General features: G+C 54.2%; 22 protein-coding genes. 11 read left to right on the top strand and 11 right to left on the bottom strand.

The window, feature by feature from the left end; translation table 11 throughout:
* The 3 genes from KI228_RS02025 to KI228_RS02015 are packed head-to-tail and all read left to right on the top strand — an operon-like array spanning position 1 to position 2162.
* Positions 1-1017, top strand: a complete 1017-nt coding sequence (locus KI228_RS02025; protein ID WP_080721655.1) for a hydrolase — start codon at positions 1-3, stop codon at positions 1015-1017.
* Between the two features lie 2 nt (positions 1018-1019).
* On the top strand, positions 1020-1238 hold the full coding sequence (locus tag KI228_RS02020) for a YheU family protein (RefSeq protein ID WP_042998391.1): 219 nt from the start codon (positions 1020-1022) through the stop codon (positions 1236-1238).
* Positions 1239-1292: 54 nt separating this feature from the next.
* Entirely contained in the window at positions 1293-2162 is an 870-nt protein-coding gene (locus tag KI228_RS02015; protein WP_042998392.1) for a phosphoribulokinase, read from the top strand.
* Between the two features lie 99 nt (positions 2163-2261).
* Here KI228_RS02015 and KI228_RS02010 read toward each other — a convergent pair whose 3' ends face one another.
* Positions 2262-2666, bottom strand: coding sequence for an OsmC family protein (locus tag KI228_RS02010; protein ID WP_042998393.1), 405 nt, complete (start codon positions 2664-2666; stop codon positions 2262-2264).
* 307 nt (positions 2667-2973) lie between these two features.
* On the opposite strand from KI228_RS02010, the gene crp reads away from it, so the two are divergent.
* Positions 2974-3606, top strand: a complete 633-nt coding sequence (gene crp / locus KI228_RS02005) for a cAMP-activated global transcriptional regulator CRP (RefSeq protein WP_000242758.1) — start codon at positions 2974-2976, stop codon at positions 3604-3606.
* A gap of 51 nt (positions 3607-3657) precedes the next feature.
* On the top strand, positions 3658-5745 hold the full coding sequence (locus KI228_RS02000) for a YccS/YhfK family putative transporter (protein ID WP_044253459.1): 2088 nt from the start codon (positions 3658-3660) through the stop codon (positions 5743-5745).
* A 67-nt stretch (positions 5746-5812) separates the two neighbouring features.
* Here KI228_RS02000 and argD read toward each other — a convergent pair whose 3' ends face one another.
* The 5 genes from argD to ppiA form a co-directional block, all read right to left on the bottom strand.
* On the bottom strand, positions 5813-7030 hold the full coding sequence (argD, locus tag KI228_RS01995; RefSeq protein ID WP_044253462.1) for a bifunctional acetylornithine/succinyldiaminopimelate transaminase: 1218 nt from the start codon (positions 7028-7030) through the stop codon (positions 5813-5815).
* A gap of 85 nt (positions 7031-7115) precedes the next feature.
* Positions 7116-7679 (bottom strand): aminodeoxychorismate synthase component 2, encoded by a 564-nt coding sequence (gene pabA, locus KI228_RS01990; RefSeq protein ID WP_042998397.1) that lies wholly within the window; start codon positions 7677-7679, stop codon positions 7116-7118.
* 31 nt (positions 7680-7710) lie between these two features.
* Complete coding sequence (locus KI228_RS01985) at positions 7711-8313, bottom strand: putative adenosine monophosphate-protein transferase Fic (RefSeq protein WP_042998398.1); 603 nt, start codon at positions 8311-8313, stop codon at positions 7711-7713.
* On the bottom strand, positions 8303-8470 hold the full coding sequence (locus KI228_RS01980; protein ID WP_061069306.1) for a YhfG family protein: 168 nt from the start codon (positions 8468-8470) through the stop codon (positions 8303-8305). Before KI228_RS01980 ends, KI228_RS01985 begins: the two co-directional genes overlap by 11 nt.
* A gap of 108 nt (positions 8471-8578) precedes the next feature.
* Entirely contained in the window at positions 8579-9151 is a 573-nt protein-coding gene (gene ppiA, locus KI228_RS01975) for a peptidylprolyl isomerase A (protein ID WP_042998400.1), read from the bottom strand.
* A 265-nt stretch (positions 9152-9416) separates the two neighbouring features.
* On the opposite strand from ppiA, the gene tsgA reads away from it, so the two are divergent.
* The 6 genes from tsgA (at position 9417) to KI228_RS01945 (ending at position 16531) form a co-directional block, all read left to right on the top strand.
* Entirely contained in the window at positions 9417-10598 is a 1182-nt protein-coding gene (gene tsgA / locus KI228_RS01970; RefSeq protein WP_044253471.1) for an MFS transporter TsgA, read from the top strand.
* A gap of 320 nt (positions 10599-10918) precedes the next feature.
* Entirely contained in the window at positions 10919-13462 is a 2544-nt protein-coding gene (gene nirB, locus KI228_RS01965) for an NADPH-nitrite reductase large subunit (RefSeq protein ID WP_042998402.1), read from the top strand.
* Complete coding sequence (nirD, locus tag KI228_RS01960) at positions 13459-13785, top strand: nitrite reductase small subunit NirD (RefSeq protein ID WP_061069307.1); 327 nt, start codon at positions 13459-13461, stop codon at positions 13783-13785. The genes nirB and nirD overlap by 4 nt, the downstream gene beginning before the upstream one ends.
* Before the next feature lie 137 nt (positions 13786-13922).
* Entirely contained in the window at positions 13923-14732 is an 810-nt protein-coding gene (gene nirC / locus KI228_RS01955) for a nitrite transporter NirC (RefSeq protein WP_042998404.1), read from the top strand.
* Positions 14733-14743: 11 nt separating this feature from the next.
* On the top strand, positions 14744-16117 hold the full coding sequence (gene cysG / locus KI228_RS01950; RefSeq protein ID WP_042998405.1) for a siroheme synthase CysG: 1374 nt from the start codon (positions 14744-14746) through the stop codon (positions 16115-16117).
* Positions 16118-16363: 246 nt separating this feature from the next.
* Positions 16364-16531, top strand: coding sequence for a DUF4223 family protein (locus KI228_RS01945; protein WP_042998406.1), 168 nt, complete (start codon positions 16364-16366; stop codon positions 16529-16531).
* Between the two features lie 67 nt (positions 16532-16598).
* On the opposite strand, the gene trpS is transcribed toward KI228_RS01945, so the two are convergent.
* The 5 genes from trpS to damX form a co-directional block, all read right to left on the bottom strand.
* The gene (gene trpS, locus KI228_RS01940; RefSeq protein ID WP_042998407.1) at positions 16599-17603 is read right to left on the bottom strand and encodes a tryptophan--tRNA ligase; all 1005 of its coding nucleotides are present in this window, start codon (positions 17601-17603) and stop codon (positions 16599-16601) included.
* Positions 17596-18354: a phosphoglycolate phosphatase gene (gene gph, locus KI228_RS01935; RefSeq protein ID WP_042998408.1), complete on the bottom strand. Its 759-nt coding sequence runs from the start codon at positions 18352-18354 to the stop codon at positions 17596-17598. The genes trpS and gph overlap by 8 nt, the downstream gene beginning before the upstream one ends.
* Positions 18347-19024 carry a ribulose-phosphate 3-epimerase gene (rpe, locus tag KI228_RS01930; protein WP_042998409.1) on the bottom strand — a complete coding sequence of 226 codons (678 nt, stop codon included), beginning with the start codon at positions 19022-19024 and terminating at the stop codon, positions 18347-18349. Before rpe ends, gph begins: the two co-directional genes overlap by 8 nt.
* Positions 19025-19041: 17 nt before the next feature.
* Positions 19042-19878 carry an adenine-specific DNA-methyltransferase gene (dam, locus tag KI228_RS01925; RefSeq protein WP_042998410.1) on the bottom strand — a complete coding sequence of 279 codons (837 nt, stop codon included), beginning with the start codon at positions 19876-19878 and terminating at the stop codon, positions 19042-19044.
* Between the two features lie 66 nt (positions 19879-19944).
* Positions 19945-21225, bottom strand: coding sequence for a cell division protein DamX (gene damX, locus KI228_RS01920; protein WP_042998411.1), 1281 nt, complete (start codon positions 21223-21225; stop codon positions 19945-19947).
* Between the last annotated feature and the right edge of the window lie 71 nt (positions 21226-21296).

Genomic DNA, 21296 nt, shown 5'->3' with positions numbered 1-21296 from the left:
ATGACACACGTAATCCTTCACGACCCAGAGATGCCAAATGGTAGCAGTGACGAATTTCGCCCGATGCGCGGTATCAGTAACTGCCATCTACAGACCATGTTGCCGCGTTTGATCCGCCGAAAGGTGAATTTCGACGCCCACTGGCAGCGTCTGGAATTGCCCGACGGCGACTTTGTCGATCTGGCATGGAGTGAAGATCCGCATCAGGCGAAGCACAAGCCGCGCCTGGTGGTCTTTCATGGTCTGGAAGGCAGCCTGAACAGTCCGTACGCACATGGCCTGATTGAAGCGGCAAAGAATCGTGGCTGGCTTGGCGTGGTGATGCACTTTCGCGGTTGCAGCGGCGAACCGAATCGCCTGAACCGTATTTATCACTCCGGTGAAACCGAAGACGGAACCTGGTTCTTAGGCTGGTTGCAGCGGGAATTTGGCCACGCGCCGACGGCCGCCGTAGGCTATTCGCTCGGCGGAAATATGTTGGCATGCCTGCTGGCTAAAGAAGGGAAAAACATCCCGCTTGATGCGGCGGTCATTGTCTCGGCTCCCTTTGTACTGGAAGCCTGCAGCTATCATATGGATAAAGGCTTTTCCCGTATTTATCAGCGCTATCTGCTCAACCTGCTGAAAGCTAACGCATCGCGCAAGCTGGCGGCTTATCCAGGCTCGCTGCCGGTGAGCCTGGCGCAGTTGAAGTCCCTGCGCCGGATCCGTGAGTTTGACGATCTGATCACTGCCAAAATTCACGGCTTCGCCGATGCTATCGACTACTATCGTCAGTGCAGTGCCATGCCCTTGCTCAGCGACATCGCCATTCCGACGCTGATCATTCACGCGAAAGACGACCCGTTTATGGATCATCATGTGATCCCCAAAGCAGAAGATTTACCGCCGCAGGTGGAATATCAGTTAACCGAACATGGCGGGCACGTTGGATTTATTGGCGGGACGCTACGTCGGCCAGAAATGTGGCTGGAATCGCGCATCCCTGACTGGCTGACACCGTATCTGGAGGCCTAATCATGCAAATCCCCTGGCAGGACCTTTCCCCCGAGACGCTGGACAATCTGATCGAAAGCTTTGTGTTGCGCGAAGGTACCGATTATGGTGAACATGAACGTACCCTTGAACAAAAAGTCGCCGACGTCAAACGCCAGTTACAGTGTGGCGAAGCGGTGCTGGTGTGGTCTGAGTTGCACGAAACCGTCAATATCATGCCGCGCAAGCAATTTCGCGAATAACCCGCACGCTATCGGCCGACTATAATAAAAAATCAATTTATTGATGGAGTTAACATGTCTGCCAAACATCCGGTGATTGCGGTAACAGGATCCAGCGGCGCGGGGACCACCACCACCAGCCTCGCGTTCCGTAAAATTTTTGCGCAGCTCAACCTGCGCGCAGCCGAGGTGGAAGGCGACAGTTTTCACCGCTATACCCGTCCGGAAATGGATATGGCGATCCGCAAAGCACGCGACGCCGGACGCCACATCAGCTATTTTGGGCCCGACGCCAATGACTTCGGTCTACTGGAGCAGACGTTTATTGAGTACGGTCAGACGGGCAAAGGCCAGTCGCGTAAATATCTGCATACCTATGATGAAGCCGTGCCATGGAATCAGGTACCGGGGACGTTTACCCCGTGGCAACCCCTGCCAGAACCCACCGACGTATTGTTCTATGAAGGCCTGCACGGCGGCGTCGTCACGCCCCAGCATGAGGTCGCAAGACATGTTGATCTCCTGGTCGGCGTGGTCCCCATCGTTAACCTGGAGTGGATCCAGAAGCTTATCCGCGACACCAGCGAACGAGGCCATTCTCGTGAGGCGGTGATGGATTCGGTAGTGCGTTCGATGGACGACTATATCAACTACATCACGCCGCAGTTCTCCCGCACCCACATTAACTTCCAGCGCGTTCCCACCGTCGACACCTCGAACCCATTCGCGGCCAAAGGCATTCCGTCACTGGATGAGAGCTTTGTCGTGATTCATTTCCGTAATCTGGAAGGAATCGATTTCCCCTGGTTGCTGGCGATGCTGCAGGGGTCATTCATTTCCCACATCAATACATTGGTGGTACCCGGCGGCAAAATGGGGCTGGCAATGGAACTCATCATGTTGCCGCTGGTGCAGCGACTGATGGAAGGCAAGAAGATCGAATAAACGATGGGAAGTGCGCGATGGCGCTACGCTTATCGGGCCTACAAATCAGGGATCTGTAGGCCGGACCAGGCGCTAGCCGCCATCCGGCGACAGGAAAAATTACGCCGCAATCACTTCATACGAATGGGTAATGTTGACCGCTTTTCCCAGCATCAGCGCCACAGAGCAGTACTTCTCCGCTGACAGGTCGACCGCACGCGAAACGGCGGCATCTTTCAGATCGTTACCGGTGACAATAAAGTGCAGATTGATGTGGGTGAACAGGCGTGGCGCCTCTTCGCGACGTTCTGACGTCAGTTTCACTTCGCAGTTCGTCACATCCTGACGGCCTTTTTGCAGGATAGAAACCACGTCAATAGCGCTGCAACCGCCCGCTGCCATCAACACCATTTCCATCGGGCTCGGCGCTTTATCACCAGAGTTACCGTCCATCAAAATCTGGTGTCCGGAAGCCGACTCACCAAGGAAGGTTAACCCCTCAACCCATTTAACACGCGCTTGCATATTTTTTAACTCCAGTGCGTCAATTTTCCTGACAGATTACGCGTACATAACAATTCTCGCAACGGAAGGCGACCTCCGTCATGCTGAAGCGAGACACCAGGAGACACACGGCTAAAGCTATGCTAAAACAGTCAGGATGCTACAGTAATACATTGATGTACTGCATGTATGCAGAGGACTTCACATTAAAGGCTGCAGTGAGTTTTTGACAGCCTCTTCCCAGGACGCGGGAAGCACATTTTTGCAACCCCAGAGACAGCGGCATTTTTTGGCTCTGGAGACAGCTTATAACAGAGGATAATCGCGCATGGTGCTTGGCAAACCGCAAACAGACCCGACACTTGAATGGTTCTTGTCTCATTGCCACATTCATAAGTACCCGTCCAAGAGCACGCTGATTCACCAGGGTGAAAAAGCAGAAACGTTGTACTACATCGTTAAGGGCTCAGTGGCAGTGTTGATTAAGGATGAGGAAGGGAAAGAAATGATCCTTTCTTATCTGAATCAGGGTGATTTTATTGGCGAACTGGGCCTGTTTGAAGAAGGCCAGGAACGTAGCGCATGGGTTCGGGCGAAAACAGCGTGTGAAGTGGCTGAAATTTCTTACAAGAAATTCCGTCAGTTGATCCAGGTAAACCCGGATATTCTGATGCGCCTCTCTTCCCAAATGGCTCGCCGTCTGCAAGTCACTTCAGAGAAAGTCGGTAACCTGGCCTTCCTCGACGTGACCGGTCGTATCGCCCAGACTCTGCTGAATCTGGCGAAACAACCTGATGCGATGACTCACCCGGACGGCATGCAGATCAAAATCACTCGCCAGGAGATTGGCCAGATCGTTGGCTGCTCTCGCGAAACCGTTGGTCGTATTCTGAAGATGCTGGAAGATCAGAACCTGATCTCCGCTCACGGTAAAACGATCGTCGTTTACGGCACTCGTTAATCTCATCGGAAATGACGCGCTACCCGCTAGCGCGTCATTTTTGTTTTGCCAATGTGGCGCAGACTGATTTATCACCCAGAAATCAATTATGCACTACGTCAAACGCTGGTGCTCTGTTTGCCCGTGGCCGTCGGCCTGATCATCGGGCAGTTACATCTGGGCCTGCTCTTCTCTCTCGTTCCCGCCTGCTGCAACATTGCCGGGCTTGATACTCCGCACAAACGCTTTTTCAAACGTCTGATCATCGGTGCGTCGCTGTTTGCCGGCTGTAGCCTAATCATGCAGCTGCTGCTGGCGCAGGCGGTGCCGTTACCCCTGATCCTGACCGGCCTGACGCTCACGCTCGGCGTCACCGCTGAATTAAGCTCCCTTCACGCGCGTTTGCTTCCGGCCTCGCTGATCGCGGCGATTTTCACACTGAGCCTGGCAGGAAATATGCCGGTCTGGGAACCGCTGCTGATCTACGCGCTGGGCACGCTGTGGTATGGCTTGTTTAACTGGTTCTGGTTCTGGCTCTGGCGCGAACAGCCGCTGCGCGAGTCGCTGAGCCTGCTGTACCGGGAACTGGCGGATTACTGCGAAGCGAAATACAGCATGCTGACCCAGCATACCGACCCGGAAAAAGCCCTGCCGCCGCTTCTGGTGCGCCAGCAGAAGGCCGTCGACCTCATCACCCAGTGCTATCAGCAGATGCACATGCTGTCGGCGCATCACAATAATGACTATAAGCGGATGCTGCGCGCCTTTCAGGAAGCGCTGGATCTGCAGGAACATATCTCCGTCAGTTTGCATCAACCGGAAGAGGTGCAAAAGCTGGTCGAGCGCAGTCACGCGGAGCAGGTGATACGCTGGACGGCGCAAACGGTCGCCGCTCGCCTGCGCGTACTGGCGGATGACATTCTATATCACCGGCTGCCGACGCGGTTCACCATGCAAAAGCAGATTGGCGCGCTGGAAAAAATTGCTCATCAGCATCCGGATAACCCCGTCGGGCAGTTCTGTTACTGGCACTTCAGCCGTATCGCCCGCGTACTGCGCACCCAGCGACCATTGTACGCCCGCGATCTGATGGCCGATAAGCAGCGTCGGCTACCGCTGCTGCCGGCGTTGAAAAACTACCTCTCGCTGAAATCTCCGGCACTCCGCAGCGCCGGGCGGATCAGCGTCATGCTCAGCATCGCCAGTCTGATGGGAACCGCGCTGCATCTGCCGAAGCCTTACTGGATCCTGATGACGGTGCTGTTTGTGACGCAAAACGGTTACGGCGCCACCCGCGTGCGTATTCTGCACCGTTCGGCGGGAACGCTGGTGGGGCTGATTATCGCAGGCGTAACACTGCACTTTCATATTCCTGAAGGATATACGCTGGCGCTGATGCTGGTGATCACCCTGGTCAGCTATCTGACCATCCGCAAAAACTACGGCTGGGCGACCGTGGGATTTACCGTCACGGCGGTGTACACCCTGCAACTCCTGACGCTGGACGGCGAACAGTTCATCATTCCGCGATTTGTCGACACGGTGATAGGCTGCCTGATTGCGTTTGGCGGCACCGTTTGGTTATGGCCACAATGGCAGAGCGGACTGTTGCGTAAAAACGCCCATGATGCGCTGGAGGCCGATCAGGAAGCTATTCGTCTGATTCTGAGTGACGATCCGCAGGCCACACCGCTGGCTTATCAGCGTATGCGCGTCAATCAGGCGCACAACACGCTGTTTAACTCACTGAATCAGGCGATGCAGGAGCCAGGCTTTAACACGCACTATCTGGCGGACATGAAGCTGTGGGTGACGCACAGTCAGTTTATCGTCGAACATATCAATGCCATGACCACGCTGGCGCGTGAGCATACGATGCTGACGCCGGAACTGGCGCAGCGATATCTGCAATCGTGCGAAATTGCCATCCAACGCTGTCAGCAGCGGCTGGAGTACGACGGGCCGGGCAGTTCGGGGGATGTGAATATTCTGGAAGCGCCTGAAGCGCTCACCCACGGCCCCTTAAGCACGCTGGAACAGCATCTGCAACGCGTACTGGGACACCTGAACACGATGCATACTATCTCGTCTGTCGCATGGCGTCAGCGGCCGCACCATGGGATCTGGCTCAGCCGCCGGTTACGGGATATGCGGGGTTAACACGGATTGCCGGATACGCGCGTTATCAGCACCAGGCCTGATAAACGCCGCGCCGTCAGGCACACCGTTAACCGATAACCTTCGCGACAGCCTGTGCAAAACGCTGCATCCCTTCGTCGATATCCGCCTCTTCCACCACCAGCGATGGGGCAAAGCGCATCACATCAGGACCGGCATTCAACACCATCACACCCGCGTCGGCTGCCGCATAGAGGAAATCACGCGCACGCCCTTTGTATTGTGATTTCAGCTCGGCCCCAATCAGCAGCCCCATACCGCGAATATCGCTGAACACGTGGTACTGCTCATCAATCTGCTGCAGATGTTGAACGAATCTCTGGCGTTTTGCACTCACGCCTCCCAGAACCTCTGGCGTGTTGATGATGTCGAACGCGGCTTCCGCCACCGCGCAGGCCAGCGGGTTACCGCCGTAGGTCGAACCATGAGAGCCGACATGAAACGCCGAGGCGATTTCCTGCGTCGTCAATACCGCGCTCACCGGGAAGCCACCGCCCAGCGCTTTCGCGCTGGTGAGGATATCCGGCGTCACGCCATAGTGCATATAGGCAAACAGATCGCCGGTACGCCCCATGCCGCTTTGTACTTCATCAAACACCAGCAATGCCTGGTGCTCGTCGCAGAGCTCGCGCAGCCCTTGCAGGAACTCCGGCGTCGCGGCCAGAACGCCACCTTCTCCCTGTACCGGCTCAACCACCACCGCGCAGGTATGGTCATCCATCACCGCTTTCACCGCATGGAGATCGTTAAACGGTACATGGATGATATCCGCCGGTTTCGGCCCAAAGCCATCGGAATACTTCGGCTGCCCCCCCACCGTGACGGTAAACAACGAGCGACCGTGGAACGCGTTATGAAAGGCAATGATTTTGGTTTTGAACGGGCTATGGCGCACGCAGGCGTAATGACGCGCCAGCTTGAACGCCGTTTCGTTGGCTTCTGTTCCCGAGTTCATAAACAGCACGCGCTCAGCAAAGGTGGCATCGATTATTTTTCGTCCCAGACGCAGCGCGGGTTCGTTGGTGAAGACGTTACTGGTATGCCAGAGCGTTTCGCCCTGCGCTTTTAACGCATCGACCAGTACAGGATGGCAATGCCCCAGCGCGGTCACCGCAATTCCGCCCGCGAAATCAACATAGTCTTTGCCCTGCTGATCCCAGATCCGGCTGCCTTTGCCTTTTACCGGAATAAATTCCGCCGGTGCATAAATCGGCAGAATGACTTCATCGAAAGTTGCCCGGGTTACTGCCGTTTGTTCAGTTGCCATCTCATGCCCATCCAGTTATGCAAAAATGAATGTGAAAATATAATCACAAAATATGCATAAAAAATCACAGGATAGCAATCACAAATCACCGATTGAGGAAATTTTCCAGCAATTGATGTCCCTGCTCGCTGAGAATACTCTCCGGGTGGAACTGCACCCCTTCCAGATCCCACATCGTATGGCGAATCCCCATAATTTCCTGTGTTTCGCTCCAGGCGGTCACCTCAAAGCAGTCTGGCAGGGTGGTGGGGTCGATGATGAGCGAGTGATAGCGGGTGACGGTAAGCGGGTTAGTTAACCCCTGAAACACGCCCTGTCCCGTATGGTGGATGGGCGACGTTTTTCCGTGCATCACTTTTTCGGCGCGTACGATCGTTGCGCCAAAAGCCTGCGCCATCGCCTGATGCCCCAGGCAGACGCCCAGTATCGGCAAACGTCCGGCATAGTGGCGAATCACCTCCAGCGAAATTCCGGCATCATCCGGGGTGCAAGGACCGGGCGAAATGACGATTTTTTGCGGCTGTAGCGCATCGATCTGCGACAGCGTCAATTCATCATTGCGCTTAACCTGCACGTCAGCGCCCAGCTCACAAAAATACTGGTAGAGGTTCCAGGTGAAAGAATCGTAGTTATCGATAAGCAGGATCATGGCGGCTCCGGTCGAGGAAAACCGCGCTATTCTACTCAGTTTCCTCGGCTTCGCTTACCCCTTTACGAAATATCGCCTGCAATGCGCTAAGGTCGCCCATCGCCCCTTCCTGATTCGCCCGACGCCACTCCGCCACCGGCACATCTGCCCAGTGAAGAAGATACCCCGCATGAATAGCCAGCTGTTCGAAGAAAATCCGCTGCGCCATGCCGCTGCCAAGACGAAACGGATGTAGCACGTTGATCTCACAGTAATAATGTGCAAGGCGACTGACGAACTTCTCTTTTGGCAGCCCCATCAGGTAGCCCTCTTCTTCCAGATCCTGCATCAGGGCATTTCCCTCTTTTTCGATGTACGCGAAATGGCAGAAACGGGTATCACCCTGATAGATATCCACTTCACGCAGATGACCCGCCCAGTCAAAGACGTCCTGGTATAGCTGCCGATGAATCGCGCACAGATGAGGCAAGCCGCGCTTCGCCGGGCCCAGTTCGATAGTCGCCGCTCGTAGCGCAGTCAGTTCATAAGCGGCCTGTTCCAGACGTGCAACCTGGTGGATCCCCAGACGGTTACGCATCACATTCAGTCCGGGGTAAAGATACGGATCGCGGTCGTCGCCGATTTTATCGCTCATAGTGCCTCCGGAGTTCTTCCAGACGCGCCAGCGCCTCTGCGGCATTAAGCGTGACTAACGGACTTTCGACGCCCTCAAGACGGCGGCTGGCCTGGAAATTCACGTTGCGCTGCTGTTCCCAGAGCCGGGATTTTTGCCTGTCGGTGAGTTTTATCACTTTACGCCTCCCTGATTGATCCGTGTTTGCCACAAGTATAAGCAGCAAAACGCGGTTACGCAGGGAAGATAAAGCAACGCGGGCCTGCAATGCCCGCGCGGGAAAGGATTACGGCAGAACTTTGGCGGAGAGGATAACCACTGGTTTTGACGGCACATTCTGGTAAGGGCCGACATCATGGGTCGGCACCTGGGAAATCTTATCGGCCACCTCCATCCCTTTCACAACTTTACCAAATACGGCATAGCCGAAATCACGCTGGCCGTGATCGAGGAAGGCATTATCGGCCACGTTGATAAAGAACTGGCTGGTCGCGCTGTCTTTATCAGCAGTACGCGCCATCGCGATGGTGCCGCGCGTGTTACGCAAGCCATTATCGGCTTCGTTTTTAATTGGGGGATTAGGTTTCTTCTGCTGCATCTGCTCGGTGAAGCCACCGCCCTGGACCATAAAGCCGGGAATTACACGGTGAAACGTGGTGTTGTTATAGAAACCATTGTTCACATAATCGACAAAGTTTTGCACTGAAACAGGCGCTTTCTGGCTATTCAGTTCCAGTTCAATATTACCTGCAGAGGTCGTCAGCAAAACGTGCGGATCCCCTTTTGCTGCCAGCGCTGCGGGAGAGAGAGCAGAAAGGGCGAAAACAGCTGCAACAGCCGCCAGGGTCGATTTGAGCATGAGATTTCCTTTAGGAGAGCGGTAACAAAAGCCAGTGGTTTGATTCTAAAGAGCCTTCAGGGACAAGGCCATCCCTTTACCTAATTTTACGTACCTGAAACATATGTAACTTCATCAAAGCATTAATTATTGTGACTTACATCACCTTTAAAAATGTAACAGATCCTGTAATTTCCGATAAAAGTTTAAATGCATCACCAAAAAGCCTAAAATCCGCCCGTTCCCGGCGCCGTCAATGCGCTTTACTTCCATTTACAGGCCAGTCATGACTAACAGCAATCGTATCAAGCTCACATGGATTAGCTTTCTCTCCTACGCCCTCACCGGTGCGTTGGTTATTGTCACCGGGATGGTGATGGGAAACATCGCAGAGTATTTCCAGCTGCCAGTTTCCAGTATGAGTAACACTTTCACCTTCCTGAACGCCGGTATCTTGATCTCCATTTTCCTTAATGCCTGGCTGATGGAAATTGTTCCGCTGAAAACGCAACTGCGCTTTGGCTTTATCCTGATGGTACTGGCCGTTGCCGGTCTGATGTTCAGCCACAGTCTGGCTTTATTCTCTGCCGCAATGTTTGTGCTGGGGTTGGTCAGCGGGATCACCATGTCCATTGGTACGTTCCTGATTACGCAGATGTATGAAGGCCGTCAGCGCGGCTCCCGTCTGTTGTTTACCGACTCCTTCTTCAGCATGGCTGGGATGGTTTTCCCGATGGTCGCCGCGTTCCTGTTGGCGCGCAGCATCGAATGGTACTGGGTGTACGCCTGCATCGGTCTGGTCTATGTCGCTATTTTTCTTCTGACCTTTGGTTGTGAATTCCCGCCGCTGGGCAAACACGCGCCGCAAAGCGATACACCCATCGTGAAAGAGAAATGGGGCATTGGCGTCCTGTTTCTGTCTGTCGCTGCGCTGTGTTACATCCTCGGTCAGTTGGGCTTTATCTCCTGGGTACCCGAGTACGCGAAAGGGTTGGGGATGAGCCTGAACGATGCCGGTACGCTGGTCAGCAACTTCTGGATGTCATACATGTTTGGGATGTGGGCATTCAGCTTCATTCTGCGTTTCTTTGATTTGCAGCGCATTCTGACTGTACTGGCGGCACTGGCCACCGTGCTGATGTACCTGTTCATCACCGGGACGCCTGAACATATGCCGTGGTTTATTCTGGCTCTCGGCTTTTTCTCCAGCGCCATCTATACCACTATCATCACCCTGGGTTCGCAGCAAACCCGCGTAGCCTCGCCAAAACTGGTTAACTTCGTCCTGACCTGCGGCACCATCGGCACCATGCTGACGTTTGTCGTCACCGGTCCTATCGTGGCGCACAGCGGTCCTCAGGCGGCCTTGCTCACCGCGAATGGCCTGTACGCTATCGTCTTCGTGATGTGCTTTATCCTCGGTTTTGTGACCCGTCATCGTCAGCATGAGGCCCCGACAGCACAGTAACGTGATTTGCCGGATGGCGATCCTCTTTATAGGCCGGATAAAACGCTACCGACATCCGGCCTTTTCTCGTTTCTCTTCCCTTCCTCGAAGGATGTAAGGCAGCCAATCTTTAGTGGTAGCCCTCTTCTGCTAAAAACCCCTCATTTTGTACGTTATTTGTACAATCGCGAAAAGTCTGATATTTCCACAACTTAAGAAAATGCTGTCAAATCAGCAATATACTCCTTAAGAGGTATATAAAGGTGAATTTGATTTGCATCAATAAGTGGGGGTGCTGAATCGTTAAGGTAGGCAGTAATAGAAAAGAAATCGAGGCAAAAATGAGCAAAGTCAGACTCGCTATTATCGGTAATGGTATGGTCGGCCATCGCTTTATTGAGGACCTTCTTGATAAATCCGACGCTGCCAATTTTGATATTACTGTTTTCTGCGAAGAACCCCGCAAGGCATACGACCGTGTGCACCTGTCATCCTACTTCTCACACCACACCGCCGAAGAACTGTCTCTGGTTCGCGAAGGATTTTACGAGAAGCACGGCGTTAACGTGCTGGTCGGCGAACGTGCGATTACCATCAACCGCCAGGAAAAAGTGATTCACTCCAGTGCGGGCCGTACGGTTTACTACGACAAGCTGATTATGGCGACCGGTTCTTATCCGTGGATCCCGCCGATTAAAGGTTCCGAAACCCAGGACTGCTTCGTTTATCGCACCATTGAAGACCTCAACGCGATTGAATCCTGTGCTCGTCGCAGCAAGCGTGGTGCGGTCGTCGGCGGCGGTCTGTTAGGTCTGGAAGCGGCAGGCGCGCTGAAAAACCTCGGCGTGGAAACTCACGTGATTGAATTCGCCCCGATGCTGATGGCTGAGCAGCTTGACCCTATGGGCGGCGAACAGTTGCGTCGCAAGATTGAAAGCATGGGCGTGCGCGTGCACACCAGCAAAAACACCCAGGAGATCGTCCAGCAAGGCACTGAAGCCCGTAAAACGATGCGTTTTGCCGACGGTAGCGAGCTGGAAGTGGACTTCATCGTCTTCTCGACCGGTATTCGCCCACGCGACAAACTGGCGACCCAGTGTGGTCTGGAGGTTGCGCCACGCGGCGGGATCGTGATCAACGATGCCTGCCAGACGTCCGACCCGGATATCTACGCCATCGGTGAATGTGCCAGTTGGAACAACCGGGTATACGGTCTGGTCGCGCCGGGCTACAAAATGGCGCAGGTCGCCGTTGACCATATTCTCAATAACGAAAACGCCTTCGAAGGCGCAGATTTAAGCGCCAAGCTGAAACTGCTGGGCGTTGACGTTGGCGGTATTGGCGACGCACATGGCCGCACGCCGGGTGCCCGTAGTTACGTTTACCTCGACGAAAGCAAAGAAGTCTACAAACGCCTTATCGTAAGCCAGGATAACAAAACCCTGCTCGGCGCTGTGCTGGTGGGAGATACCAGCGATTACGGCAACCTGCTGCAACTGGTACTGAATGCCATCGAACTGCCGGAAAACCCGGACTCGCTGATCCTGCCGGCCCATGCCGGCAGTGGTAAACCGTCTATTGGCGTGGATAAACTGCCGGACAGCGCGCAGATTTGCTCCTGTTTCGACGTCACCAAAGGGATGCTGGTCGCCGCCATTAACAAAGGCTGCCACACCGTTGCCGCGCTGAAAGCCGAAACCAAAGCCGGTACCGGCTGCGGCGGCTGTATCCCACTGGTTACCCAGGTGCTGAACGCCGAACTGGCGAAACAGGGTATCGAAGTGAACAACAACCTGTGCGAGCACTTTGCTTACTCGCGCCAGGAACTGTTCCACCTGATTCGAGTGGAAGGCATCAAAACCTTCGAGGAGCTGCTGGCAAAACACGGTAAAGGTTATGGCTGCGAAGTGTGTAAACCGACCGTGGGCTCTTTGCTGGCTTCCTGCTGGAATGAGTACATTCTGAAACCGCAGCACACCCCGCTGCAGGATACTAACGACAACTTCCTGGCGAACATCCAGAAAGACGGGACCTACTCTGTGATCCCACGCTCTGCCGGCGGTGAAATCACGCCGGAAGGTCTGGTTGCCGTAGGTCGTATCGCCCGTGAATTTAATCTGTACACCAAAATCACCGGTTCTCAGCGTATCGGCCTGTTCGGCGCGCAAAAAGACGACCTGCCGGAAATCTGGCGCCAACTGATTGAAGCTGGCTTCGAAACCGGCCATGCCTACGCCAAAGCGCTGCGCATGGCGAAAACCTGTGTGGGCAGCACCTGGTGCCGTTATGGCGTGGGTGACAGCGTGGGCTTCGGCGTTGAGCTGGAAAACCGCTACAAAGGCATTCGCACCCCGCACAAGATGAAGTTCGGCGTTTCCGGCTGTACCCGTGAATGTGCCGAAGCCCAGGGCAAAGACGTCGGTATCATCGCTACCGAGAAAGGCTGGAACCTGTACGTCTGCGGTAATGGCGGGATGAAACCGCGTCATGCGGATCTGCTGGCAGCGGATATCGATCGTGAAACGCTGCTCAAATATCTCGACCGTTTCATGATGTTCTACATCCGTACGGCGGACAAACTGACCCGTACCGCCCCGTGGTTAGACAACCTGGAAGGCGGCATTGAGTATCTGCGTTCCGTCATCATCGACGACAAACTAGGTCTGAACGAACATCTGGAAGAAGAGATGGCCCGTCTGCGCGAAGCCGTAGTCTGCGAGTGGACGGAAACCGTCAACACGCCATCTGCCCAGACGCGTTTCAGACACTTTATCAACAGCGATAAACGCGATCCGAACGTCCAGGTAGTGCCTGAACGTGAACAGCATCGTCCGGCCACGCCGTATGAACGCATCCCGGTCACTCTGGTGGAGGAAAACGCATGAGCCAGTGGACAAACATCTGCCACATTGATGACATCCTGCCCGCAACCGGCGTCTGCGCGTTGTTAGGTGAGGAACAGGTCGCTATTTTTCGTCCGTATCACAACGACCAGGTGTTTGCGATCAGCAACATCGACCCGTTCTTTGAATCCAGCGTGCTGTCTCGCGGATTGATTGCGGAACATCAGGGCGAATTGTGGGTCGCCAGCCCGTTGAAAAAACAGCGCTTTCGCCTGAGCGACGGCCTGTGCATGGAGGATGAATGTCATTCCGTGGCGCACTACGACGCGCGGGTAAAAGACGGCATTGTGCAGTTGCGCAGTTAATGAATTTTAGGGAGGCGCAACGCCTCCCTTTTTAACGTATTGGCAGTCCTGTTTTTTTCGTAGGTCTGAAGGCGGCATAAAGGCCTATCCGGCCTACGGTTACGTATTTATTTCATTTTTTATGGGTAATCAAAGTCATGTTCACAGATACAATTAACAAATGTGCGGCTAACGCTGCGCGCATCGCACGCCTGTCGGCAAATAACCCGCTCGGCTTCTGGGTCAGTTCTGCGATGGCAGGGGCTTACGTTGGCCTCGGTATCATCCTGATTTTCACTCTCGGTAACTTACTCGATCCGTCCGTGCGTCCGCTGGTGATGGGCGCGACCTTTGGGATTGCCTTAACGCTGGTCATTATTGCTGGTTCCGAACTGTTTACCGGTCACACGATGTTCCTGACGCTTGGCGTCAAAGCGGGCACCATCAGCCAGGGACAGATGTGGGCGATTTTGCCGCAGACCTGGTTGGGTAACCTGGTGGGTTCCGTGTTCGTCGCACTGCTGTACAGTTGGGGTGGCGGTAGCCTGCTACCGGTCGATACCAGCATCGTACACTCGGTCGCGCTGGCGAAAACCACGGCGCCGGCAACGGTACTGTTCTTCAAAGGCGCGCTGTGTAACTGGCTGGTTTGTCTGGCAATCTGGATGGCGATCCGTACTGAAGGCGCTGCGAAATTTATCGCTATCTGGTGGTGTCTGCTGGCGTTTATCGCGTCCGGCTATGAACACTCAGTTGCCAACATGACGCTGTTCGCCCTCTCCTGGTTCGGACACCACAGCGAAGCCTATACCCTGGCGGGGATTGGTCATAACCTGCTGTGGGTAACACTCGGCAATACTTTGTCCGGTGTCGTGTTCATGGGGTTAGGTTATTGGTATGCTACGCCAAAATCGGAGCGACCTGCTCCGGCAAAAATCAACCAAACTGAGGCTACAGCCAATAATTAAGGGGTAATGTCGTGGATCATTTGCCTATATTTTGTCAACTACGCGACCGCGACTGTCTGATTGTCGGCGGTGGTGATGTCGCAGAACGCAAAGCACGGTTACTGCTGGAAGCAGGCGCTCGTTTAACGGTTAATGCGCTGGCGTTTATTCCGCAGTTCACCGTATGGGCAAATGAAAACATGTTGACGCTGGTGGAAGGACCGTTTGATGAAGCCCTTCTCGACCCGTGCTGGCTGGCGATTGCCGCGACCGATGATGATGCGGTGAATCAGCGCGTGAGCGATGCTGCAGAATCCCGCCGTATCTTCTGTAACGTCGTGGATGCGCCGAAAGCCGCCAGTTTCATCATGCCATCGATTATCGACCGTTCACCGCTAATGGTGGCGGTCTCTTCCGGCGGCACCTCACCGGTGCTGGCCCGTCTGCTGCGTGAAAAACTGGAATCCGTTTTACCTCAACATTTGGGTCAGGTTGCACATTATGCCGGGCAACTTCGTTCCCGGGTGAAAAAACAGTTTGCCACGATGGGTGAACGTCGCCGCTTCTGGGAAAAGCTGTTTGTTAACGACAGGCTGGCACAGTCGCTGGCGAATGCCGACCATAAAGCGGTAGAAGAAACCACCGAGCAGATGCTCAGCGAGCCGTTGGATCATCGCGGTGAAGTGGTGCTGGTGGGTGCAGGCCCTGGCGATGCCGGACTTCTGACGCTAAAAGGGTTGCAGCAGATCCAGCAGGCCGATGTGGTGGTCTATGACCGTCTGGTGTCTGACGACATCATGAACCTGGTGCGTCGCGACGCCGACCGTGTGTTTGTCGGTAAACGCGCGGGTTATCACTGCGTGCCGCAGGAGGAAATTAACCAAATCCTGCTGCGTGAAGCGCAACAGGGCAAACGTGTCGTCCGTCTGAAAGGCGGTGACCCGTTTATCTTTGGTCGTGGTGGTGAGGAGCTGGAAACACTGTGCCATGCCGGTATTCCGTTTTCCGTGGTGCCGGGAATAACCGCGGCATCCGGCTGTTCCGCCTACTCCGGCATTCCGCTGACACACCGTGACTACGCCCAGAGCGTACGTCTGGTTACCGGGCACCTGAAGACCGGCGGCGAACTGGACTGGGAAAACCTGGCGGCAGAAAAACAGACGTTGGTGTTTTACATGGGGCTAAATCAGGCGGCCACTATCCAGCAAAAACTGATCGAATTTGGCATGCAGGCCGATATGCCGGTCGCACTGGTTGAAAACGGCACCTCGGTGAAACAGCGGGTAGTCAAAGGTGAACTGAATAATCTCGGCGAACTGGCAACACAGGTTGCAAGCCCGGCGCTAATCATTGTGGGGCGCGTGGTGGGATTACGTGAAAAACTAAACTGGTTCTCTAATCACTAAGCCTTAATTGTCGGTAAGGTCAGCATCGTCTGGCCTTATTTTTTTGGCCCTAAAATACAAGTTCCAGATCCGGACATTATATTAACTCATTAATTTTAAAATGATTACCCCTTCCACCTCTCCCGCATGCCTATTCCCTTACTGACGCGAAAAATAGATTACGTTATCGTCGACCCCGGTTAGCGAATGAAGATTCACTAATTCAATTGATGGTTAAAAATTATATTTTTTACATAGGGAATGTAAATGAACACATTTATCAAAATGGCACTCTTAGGTGCGGCACTGGCAACCCTGACAGCTTGTACAGGTCACATCGAAAACCGTAATAAGACCTGCTCTTATGACTATCTTCTGCACCCTGCCATTTCTATTTCTAAGATGATTGGCGGCTGCGGCCCGACCGCAGAATAATCTCGCTGATCATTGCGCCGATACAAAAAAACCGGGAATCTCCCGGTTTTTTCATTTCGCGTACCCGTTACGGCCTGGCAACAAAACCAATCGCTTCATAAACCGCTTTCAGCGTAGCTGATGCACGCGCGCCCGCTTTTTCCGCGCCGTCTTTCATCACCTGTTGCAGGAAGGCTTCGTCGTTACGGTAACGATAATAACGCTCCTGCAACTCGGTCAGCATGCCGGATACCGCATCGGCGACTTCGCCTTTCAGGTGACCATACATCTTGCCTTCAAACTGTTTTTCCAGTTCCGGAATACTCTGTCCGGTCACGGCGGAGAGAATATCCAGCAGGTTAGATACGCCCGCCTTGTTCTGCACATCGTAGCGCACCACCGGCGGCTCTTCGGAATCCGTTACCGCGCGTTTAATCTTCTTGACCACGGATTTCGGATCTTCCAGCAGGCCAATCACGTTGTTGCGGTTGTCGTCCGACTTGGACATCTTTTTCGTCGGCTCCAACAGAGACATCACGCGGGCGCCTGATTTAGGAATAAACGGCTCAGGAACTTTGAAGATGTCGCCATACAGCGCGTTGAAACGCTGAGCGATATCGCGGCTCAGTTCCAGGTGCTGTTTCTGGTCTTCGCCCACCGGCACCAGGTTGGTCTGATACAGCAGGATATCTGCTGCCATCAGTACCGGGTAGTCAAACAGACCAGCGTTGATGTTCTCAGCGTAGCGCGCTGACTTATCTTTGAACTGGGTCATACGGCTCAGTTCGCCAAAGTAGGTGTAGCAGTTCAGCGCCCAGCTCAGTTGCGCATGTTCAGGCACATGAGACTGAACGAAAATGGTGCTTTTCTCAGGATCGATACCACACGCGAGGTAGAGCGCCAGCGTATCCAGCGTCGCTTTACGCAGTTGCTGGGCATCCTGACGAACGGTGATAGCATGCTGGTCAACGATACAATAGATGCAATGGTAATCATCCTGCATGTTCACCCACTGACGCAGTGCACCCATGTAGTTACCAATGGTCAATTCACCTGAGGGCTGTGCGCCACTAAAAACGATGGGCTTAGTCATTTTTCGATTCCTGATTTTCGCTATGCGGAAGCCCGAGAGCGGGCAGTAGTTCATTAATGCGGTCATACATGACGTCTGGCTGGCTCAGCGCGATGGGTTCACCATAGTTGTAACCATAGGTGAGGCCAACGGACGGGCAGCCAGCGGCTTTTGCCGCCTGAATATCATTACGCGAATCCCCCACGAAGAGCAATTGCTCTGGCGCAATGCCGAGCTTACTTGCCACCAGCAGCAGCGGATCCGGATGTGGTTTTTTGTTCTGGACGTCGTCACCGCCAATAACGACGCTGAAATATTTACTGATATCCAGCGCGTCGAGCAATGGCGCAACAAACGGCGTCGGCTTGTTGGTCACCAGACCGAGCGGCAGTCCTTTGGCGTGCAGTGCGCCCAGCGTGTCGGCGACATCAGGGAACAGAAACGTCCCTTCTTCTGCGACATCTCCGTAGTAGCGGTCAAATAGCTTACGCAGAATACGGACCTGCTCCTCGGCGGGAATATCTTCATCGACCGGCGGCTTGCCCATCGTCTTACGCAGTGTGGCGCGCTCCTGACGAGACCAGGTTAACGCCCGCTCCATCAATACATCAGCACCATTACCAATCCAGGTAATGACGCGCTCTTCACCGGCAACCGGCAGCTCCAGCGCATACAGCGCCATGTCCACTGCGGCGCTCAATCCCGGCGCGCTGTCCACCAGCGTTCCGTCGAGGTCAAAGGCAACGCCCCGAATATCCTGCAATTTATCCATGACTTACCTTCGCCAGTTCGCTGCGCATGTCATCAATGACTTTTTTGTAGTCTGGCTGATCGAAGACGGCGGAACCGGCGACAAACATATCGGCTCCTGCGGCGGCGATTTCAGCTATGTTACTCACCTTCACGCCGCCATCCACTTCGAGGCGAATGTCGTAACCCGACTCGTCAATGCGACGACGGACTTCTCGCAGTTTGTCCAGCGTTTGCGGAATGAAGGATTGACCGCCAAAGCCTGGGTTAACGGACATCAACAGGATCACATCCAGCTTGTCCATTACATAGTCCAGATAGCTTAATGGTGTCGCCGGATTGAAGACCAGCCCGGCTTTACAGCCGTGCTCTTTAATCAGTTGCAGCGATCGGTCAACGTGTTCGGAGGCTTCCGGATGAAAGGTAATGATGCTGGCGCCCGCGGCTGCGAAATCCGGGATGATTCGATCGACAGGTTTCACCATCAGATGCACATCGATGGGAGCCGTAATGCCATATTTACGCAGGGATTTCAGTACCATCGGACCCATGGTCAGATTCGGTACATAGTGGTTGTCCATGACGTCAAAATGCACGACGTCACCACCGGCAGCCAGAGCTTTCGCGGTGTCCTCACCCAGGCGAGCAAAATCAGCCGACAGGATTGAGGGGGCAATCAAATACTGTTTCATCCGCTTCTCCTTGAGAATTATTTATTCGCGGGTGAAACGACTCCTGGTTTGTACAGAGCCAGCAGTTCGTCCACCTTTTTACGTGTGCCGCCGTTGCTGCTTATACTGCGCCGCACTTTGACCTGAAAATGTTCCGCCGCTTTATACCATTCGCGGGTATCCGGCGTGTCATGGTTCGAAATTAACACCGGGATCTGCTTACTGACCAGCTTTTCGGCCATTTTAGCCAGATGGGCCTGCTCTTTCGGGCTGAAGCTATTGGTATGATACGCGGTGAAATTCGCCGTTGCTGACAGCGGGGCGTAGGGCGGATCGCAATAGACAACCGAGTTCGCATCCGCTTGCTCCATACACTCATCATATGAGAGGCAGTGGAATTCCGCATTCTGCGCTTTTTCCGCAAAGTGATACAACTCAGCTTCCGGGAAGTAAGGCTTTTTGTAACGTCCAAACGGCACGTTAAACTCACCGCGCAGATTATACCGGCACAGGCCGTTGTAACCATATCGGTTCAGATACAGGAACAGAACCGCACGACGGAAAGGATCCTGGCTGGCGTTGAACTCTTCACGGAACTGATAGTAGAGCTCAGCCTGATTGGTTTCCGGGTTAAACAGTTCACGGGAAGCCTTCACGTACTCGTCGGTACGGGTCTTCACGATCTTATAGAGACTGATGAGGTCGCTATTGATATCGGCAAGAATATAACGAGAAAAGTCGGTGTTAAGAAACACCGACCCTGCACCCACAAAGGGTTCGACCAGGCATTCGCCCTGCGGTAAATGCCGTTTGATGTCGTCAAGCAGGGGATATTTACCCCCTGCCCACTTCAGAAAAGCGCGATTTTTTTTCATGCTGACTAACTAATTACACCTTCTCCGGCTGTGGAGAAAGCTCCGACAGCATCCTGCGCTTTAACATTATTTCAGATCGGCCTGTACCTGATGCAACGGTTTGGCCCACGGATTTTTTGCCTGCACATCGGCTGGCAGCGTGGAAACCGCGCGTTTCGCATCTTCTTTCGAGGCATACACGCCAGACACCAGAACATACCACGGTTGGCCGTTACGCGTCGTCTGATACACCACATAGTTTTTCAGATTCTCTTTCTTCGCCCAACCATTCAGGTTGTCGTAGTTTGAAGAGCTGCTGAGCTGCAGGGTGTAATGACTGGACGGTGCGGACTTCAGCGATCCGACGTTACCGGCGCTTTTAGCGCCAGATGCGCTACCTGCCGTTGCCGCTGGCGCGGTCTGAGCAGGTGCTGGCGTTTGCGCGGGCGCTGCTGTCTGTGCCGGTGCGGTGCTGACCGTCGCTTTTGGCGTCGTCGTGGCCGTAGGCGCTGCGGGTTCAGTCCGTTTAGGCTGAGCCGCCGGTTTCGGTGCTGCGGACGTCGTTTTCGCGGTGGTCTGCGGTTTCTTCGGCTCGATCACAGCCTGTTTACGTTCAGGTCGCTGGGCGCTGGCGGCGGGTGCCGTCGCCGTCTGGCTTGACGCAGTACCATTACGCACGGGCGCAACGGTCGCCGGTTCTGTTGGCAGCGTAGAGTTTACCGCCACATTATTTAGCTGTTCCTGACCCTGCGGTTGCGTCAGTGCATTATTCAGATCGCCCTGCACTTCTACACGCTGTTGACCTTCTGTGGTCACAGGCGTTTGACCCTGCGTTGGCGTGGAGGAGATTGGTGGCAAAGAAACATCCTGCTGAGTGTTACCCGCAGTCTGTTCAGCGGAAGTGCTTCCCGGAGCGGGTTGGGCGCCGTTTGCCTGGTCAGCGGCATTGCCGGTGAGATCGATATTCTTCTCGCCAGACGCCGTTTGTTCACTTGAAGACGGGGTGGAAGGCGCTTTCAGCGCGGAGCCAATACCGATGATCAGCAGCAGCAGGACCAGCACGCCCACGCCCATCATCATGTACTGACGAGAAGCGGGTTTACCGGCGGCTTTTTTACGCTTACGCGGACGACGCTCGACGCGTTCTTCATCCACGAACTCTTCATCATCGGATTCGTAATCCTCTTCCCTCTCTTGCTCATCAAGGCGTTCTTTACGCCCGCGTGCAGGACGGCGATCGTCAGCGTCCAGATCAACATCATCAAAGTTGATCTGCGGTTCTCCGCGTTCTGAAGATTGACGAGAACGACCAGTACGACGATCGCTGGGATCGGGTTTCAGCTCGTCTTCTGGTTTGAATTCATCCATTTAACACCCCACTCAAAGGCTAATGCTTACGACGTTGCAACTAACCTGAATCTAAATGGCCGATACGTGAG

The organism is Citrobacter amalonaticus, from assembly GCF_018323885.1.
GTDB lineage: Bacteria > Pseudomonadota > Gammaproteobacteria > Enterobacterales > Enterobacteriaceae > Citrobacter_A > Citrobacter_A amalonaticus.
This window is presented reverse-complemented; position numbering and strand designations above follow the sequence as displayed.

What these genes read in the sequence shown, in the direction of transcription:
- damX (WP_042998411.1), bottom strand. Translation starts at nt 21,225, where the DNA reads ATGGATGAATTCAAACCAGAAGACGAGCTGAAACCCGATCCCAGCGAT.
- KI228_RS02015 (WP_042998392.1), top strand. Translation starts at nt 1,293, where the DNA reads ATGTCTGCCAAACATCCGGTGATTGCGGTAACAGGATCCAGCGGCGCG.
- gph (WP_042998408.1), bottom strand. Translation starts at nt 18,354, where the DNA reads ATGGATAAATTGCAGGATATTCGGGGCGTTGCCTTTGACCTCGACGGA.
- pabA (WP_042998397.1), bottom strand. Translation starts at nt 7,679, where the DNA reads ATGATCCTGCTTATCGATAACTACGATTCTTTCACCTGGAACCTCTAC.
- trpS (WP_042998407.1), bottom strand. Translation starts at nt 17,603, where the DNA reads ATGACTAAGCCCATCGTTTTTAGTGGCGCACAGCCCTCAGGTGAATTG.
- tsgA (WP_044253471.1), top strand. Translation starts at nt 9,417, where the DNA reads ATGACTAACAGCAATCGTATCAAGCTCACATGGATTAGCTTTCTCTCC.
- nirD (WP_061069307.1), top strand. Translation starts at nt 13,459, where the DNA reads ATGAGCCAGTGGACAAACATCTGCCACATTGATGACATCCTGCCCGCA.
- argD (WP_044253462.1), bottom strand. Translation starts at nt 7,030, where the DNA reads ATGGCAACTGAACAAACGGCAGTAACCCGGGCAACTTTCGATGAAGTC.
- rpe (WP_042998409.1), bottom strand. Translation starts at nt 19,024, where the DNA reads ATGAAACAGTATTTGATTGCCCCCTCAATCCTGTCGGCTGATTTTGCT.
- KI228_RS02020 (WP_042998391.1), top strand. Translation starts at nt 1,020, where the DNA reads ATGCAAATCCCCTGGCAGGACCTTTCCCCCGAGACGCTGGACAATCTG.
- KI228_RS01945 (WP_042998406.1), top strand. Translation starts at nt 16,364, where the DNA reads ATGAACACATTTATCAAAATGGCACTCTTAGGTGCGGCACTGGCAACC.
- KI228_RS01985 (WP_042998398.1), bottom strand. Translation starts at nt 8,313, where the DNA reads ATGAGCGATAAAATCGGCGACGACCGCGATCCGTATCTTTACCCCGGA.
- KI228_RS02025 (WP_080721655.1), top strand. Translation starts at nt 1, where the DNA reads ATGACACACGTAATCCTTCACGACCCAGAGATGCCAAATGGTAGCAGT.
- ppiA (WP_042998400.1), bottom strand. Translation starts at nt 9,151, where the DNA reads ATGCTCAAATCGACCCTGGCGGCTGTTGCAGCTGTTTTCGCCCTTTCT.
- nirC (WP_042998404.1), top strand. Translation starts at nt 13,923, where the DNA reads ATGTTCACAGATACAATTAACAAATGTGCGGCTAACGCTGCGCGCATC.
- nirB (WP_042998402.1), top strand. Translation starts at nt 10,919, where the DNA reads ATGAGCAAAGTCAGACTCGCTATTATCGGTAATGGTATGGTCGGCCAT.
- dam (WP_042998410.1), bottom strand. Translation starts at nt 19,878, where the DNA reads ATGAAAAAAAATCGCGCTTTTCTGAAGTGGGCAGGGGGTAAATATCCC.
- KI228_RS02000 (WP_044253459.1), top strand. Translation starts at nt 3,658, where the DNA reads ATGTGGCGCAGACTGATTTATCACCCAGAAATCAATTATGCACTACGT.
- crp (WP_000242758.1), top strand. Translation starts at nt 2,974, where the DNA reads ATGGTGCTTGGCAAACCGCAAACAGACCCGACACTTGAATGGTTCTTG.
- KI228_RS02010 (WP_042998393.1), bottom strand. Translation starts at nt 2,666, where the DNA reads ATGCAAGCGCGTGTTAAATGGGTTGAGGGGTTAACCTTCCTTGGTGAG.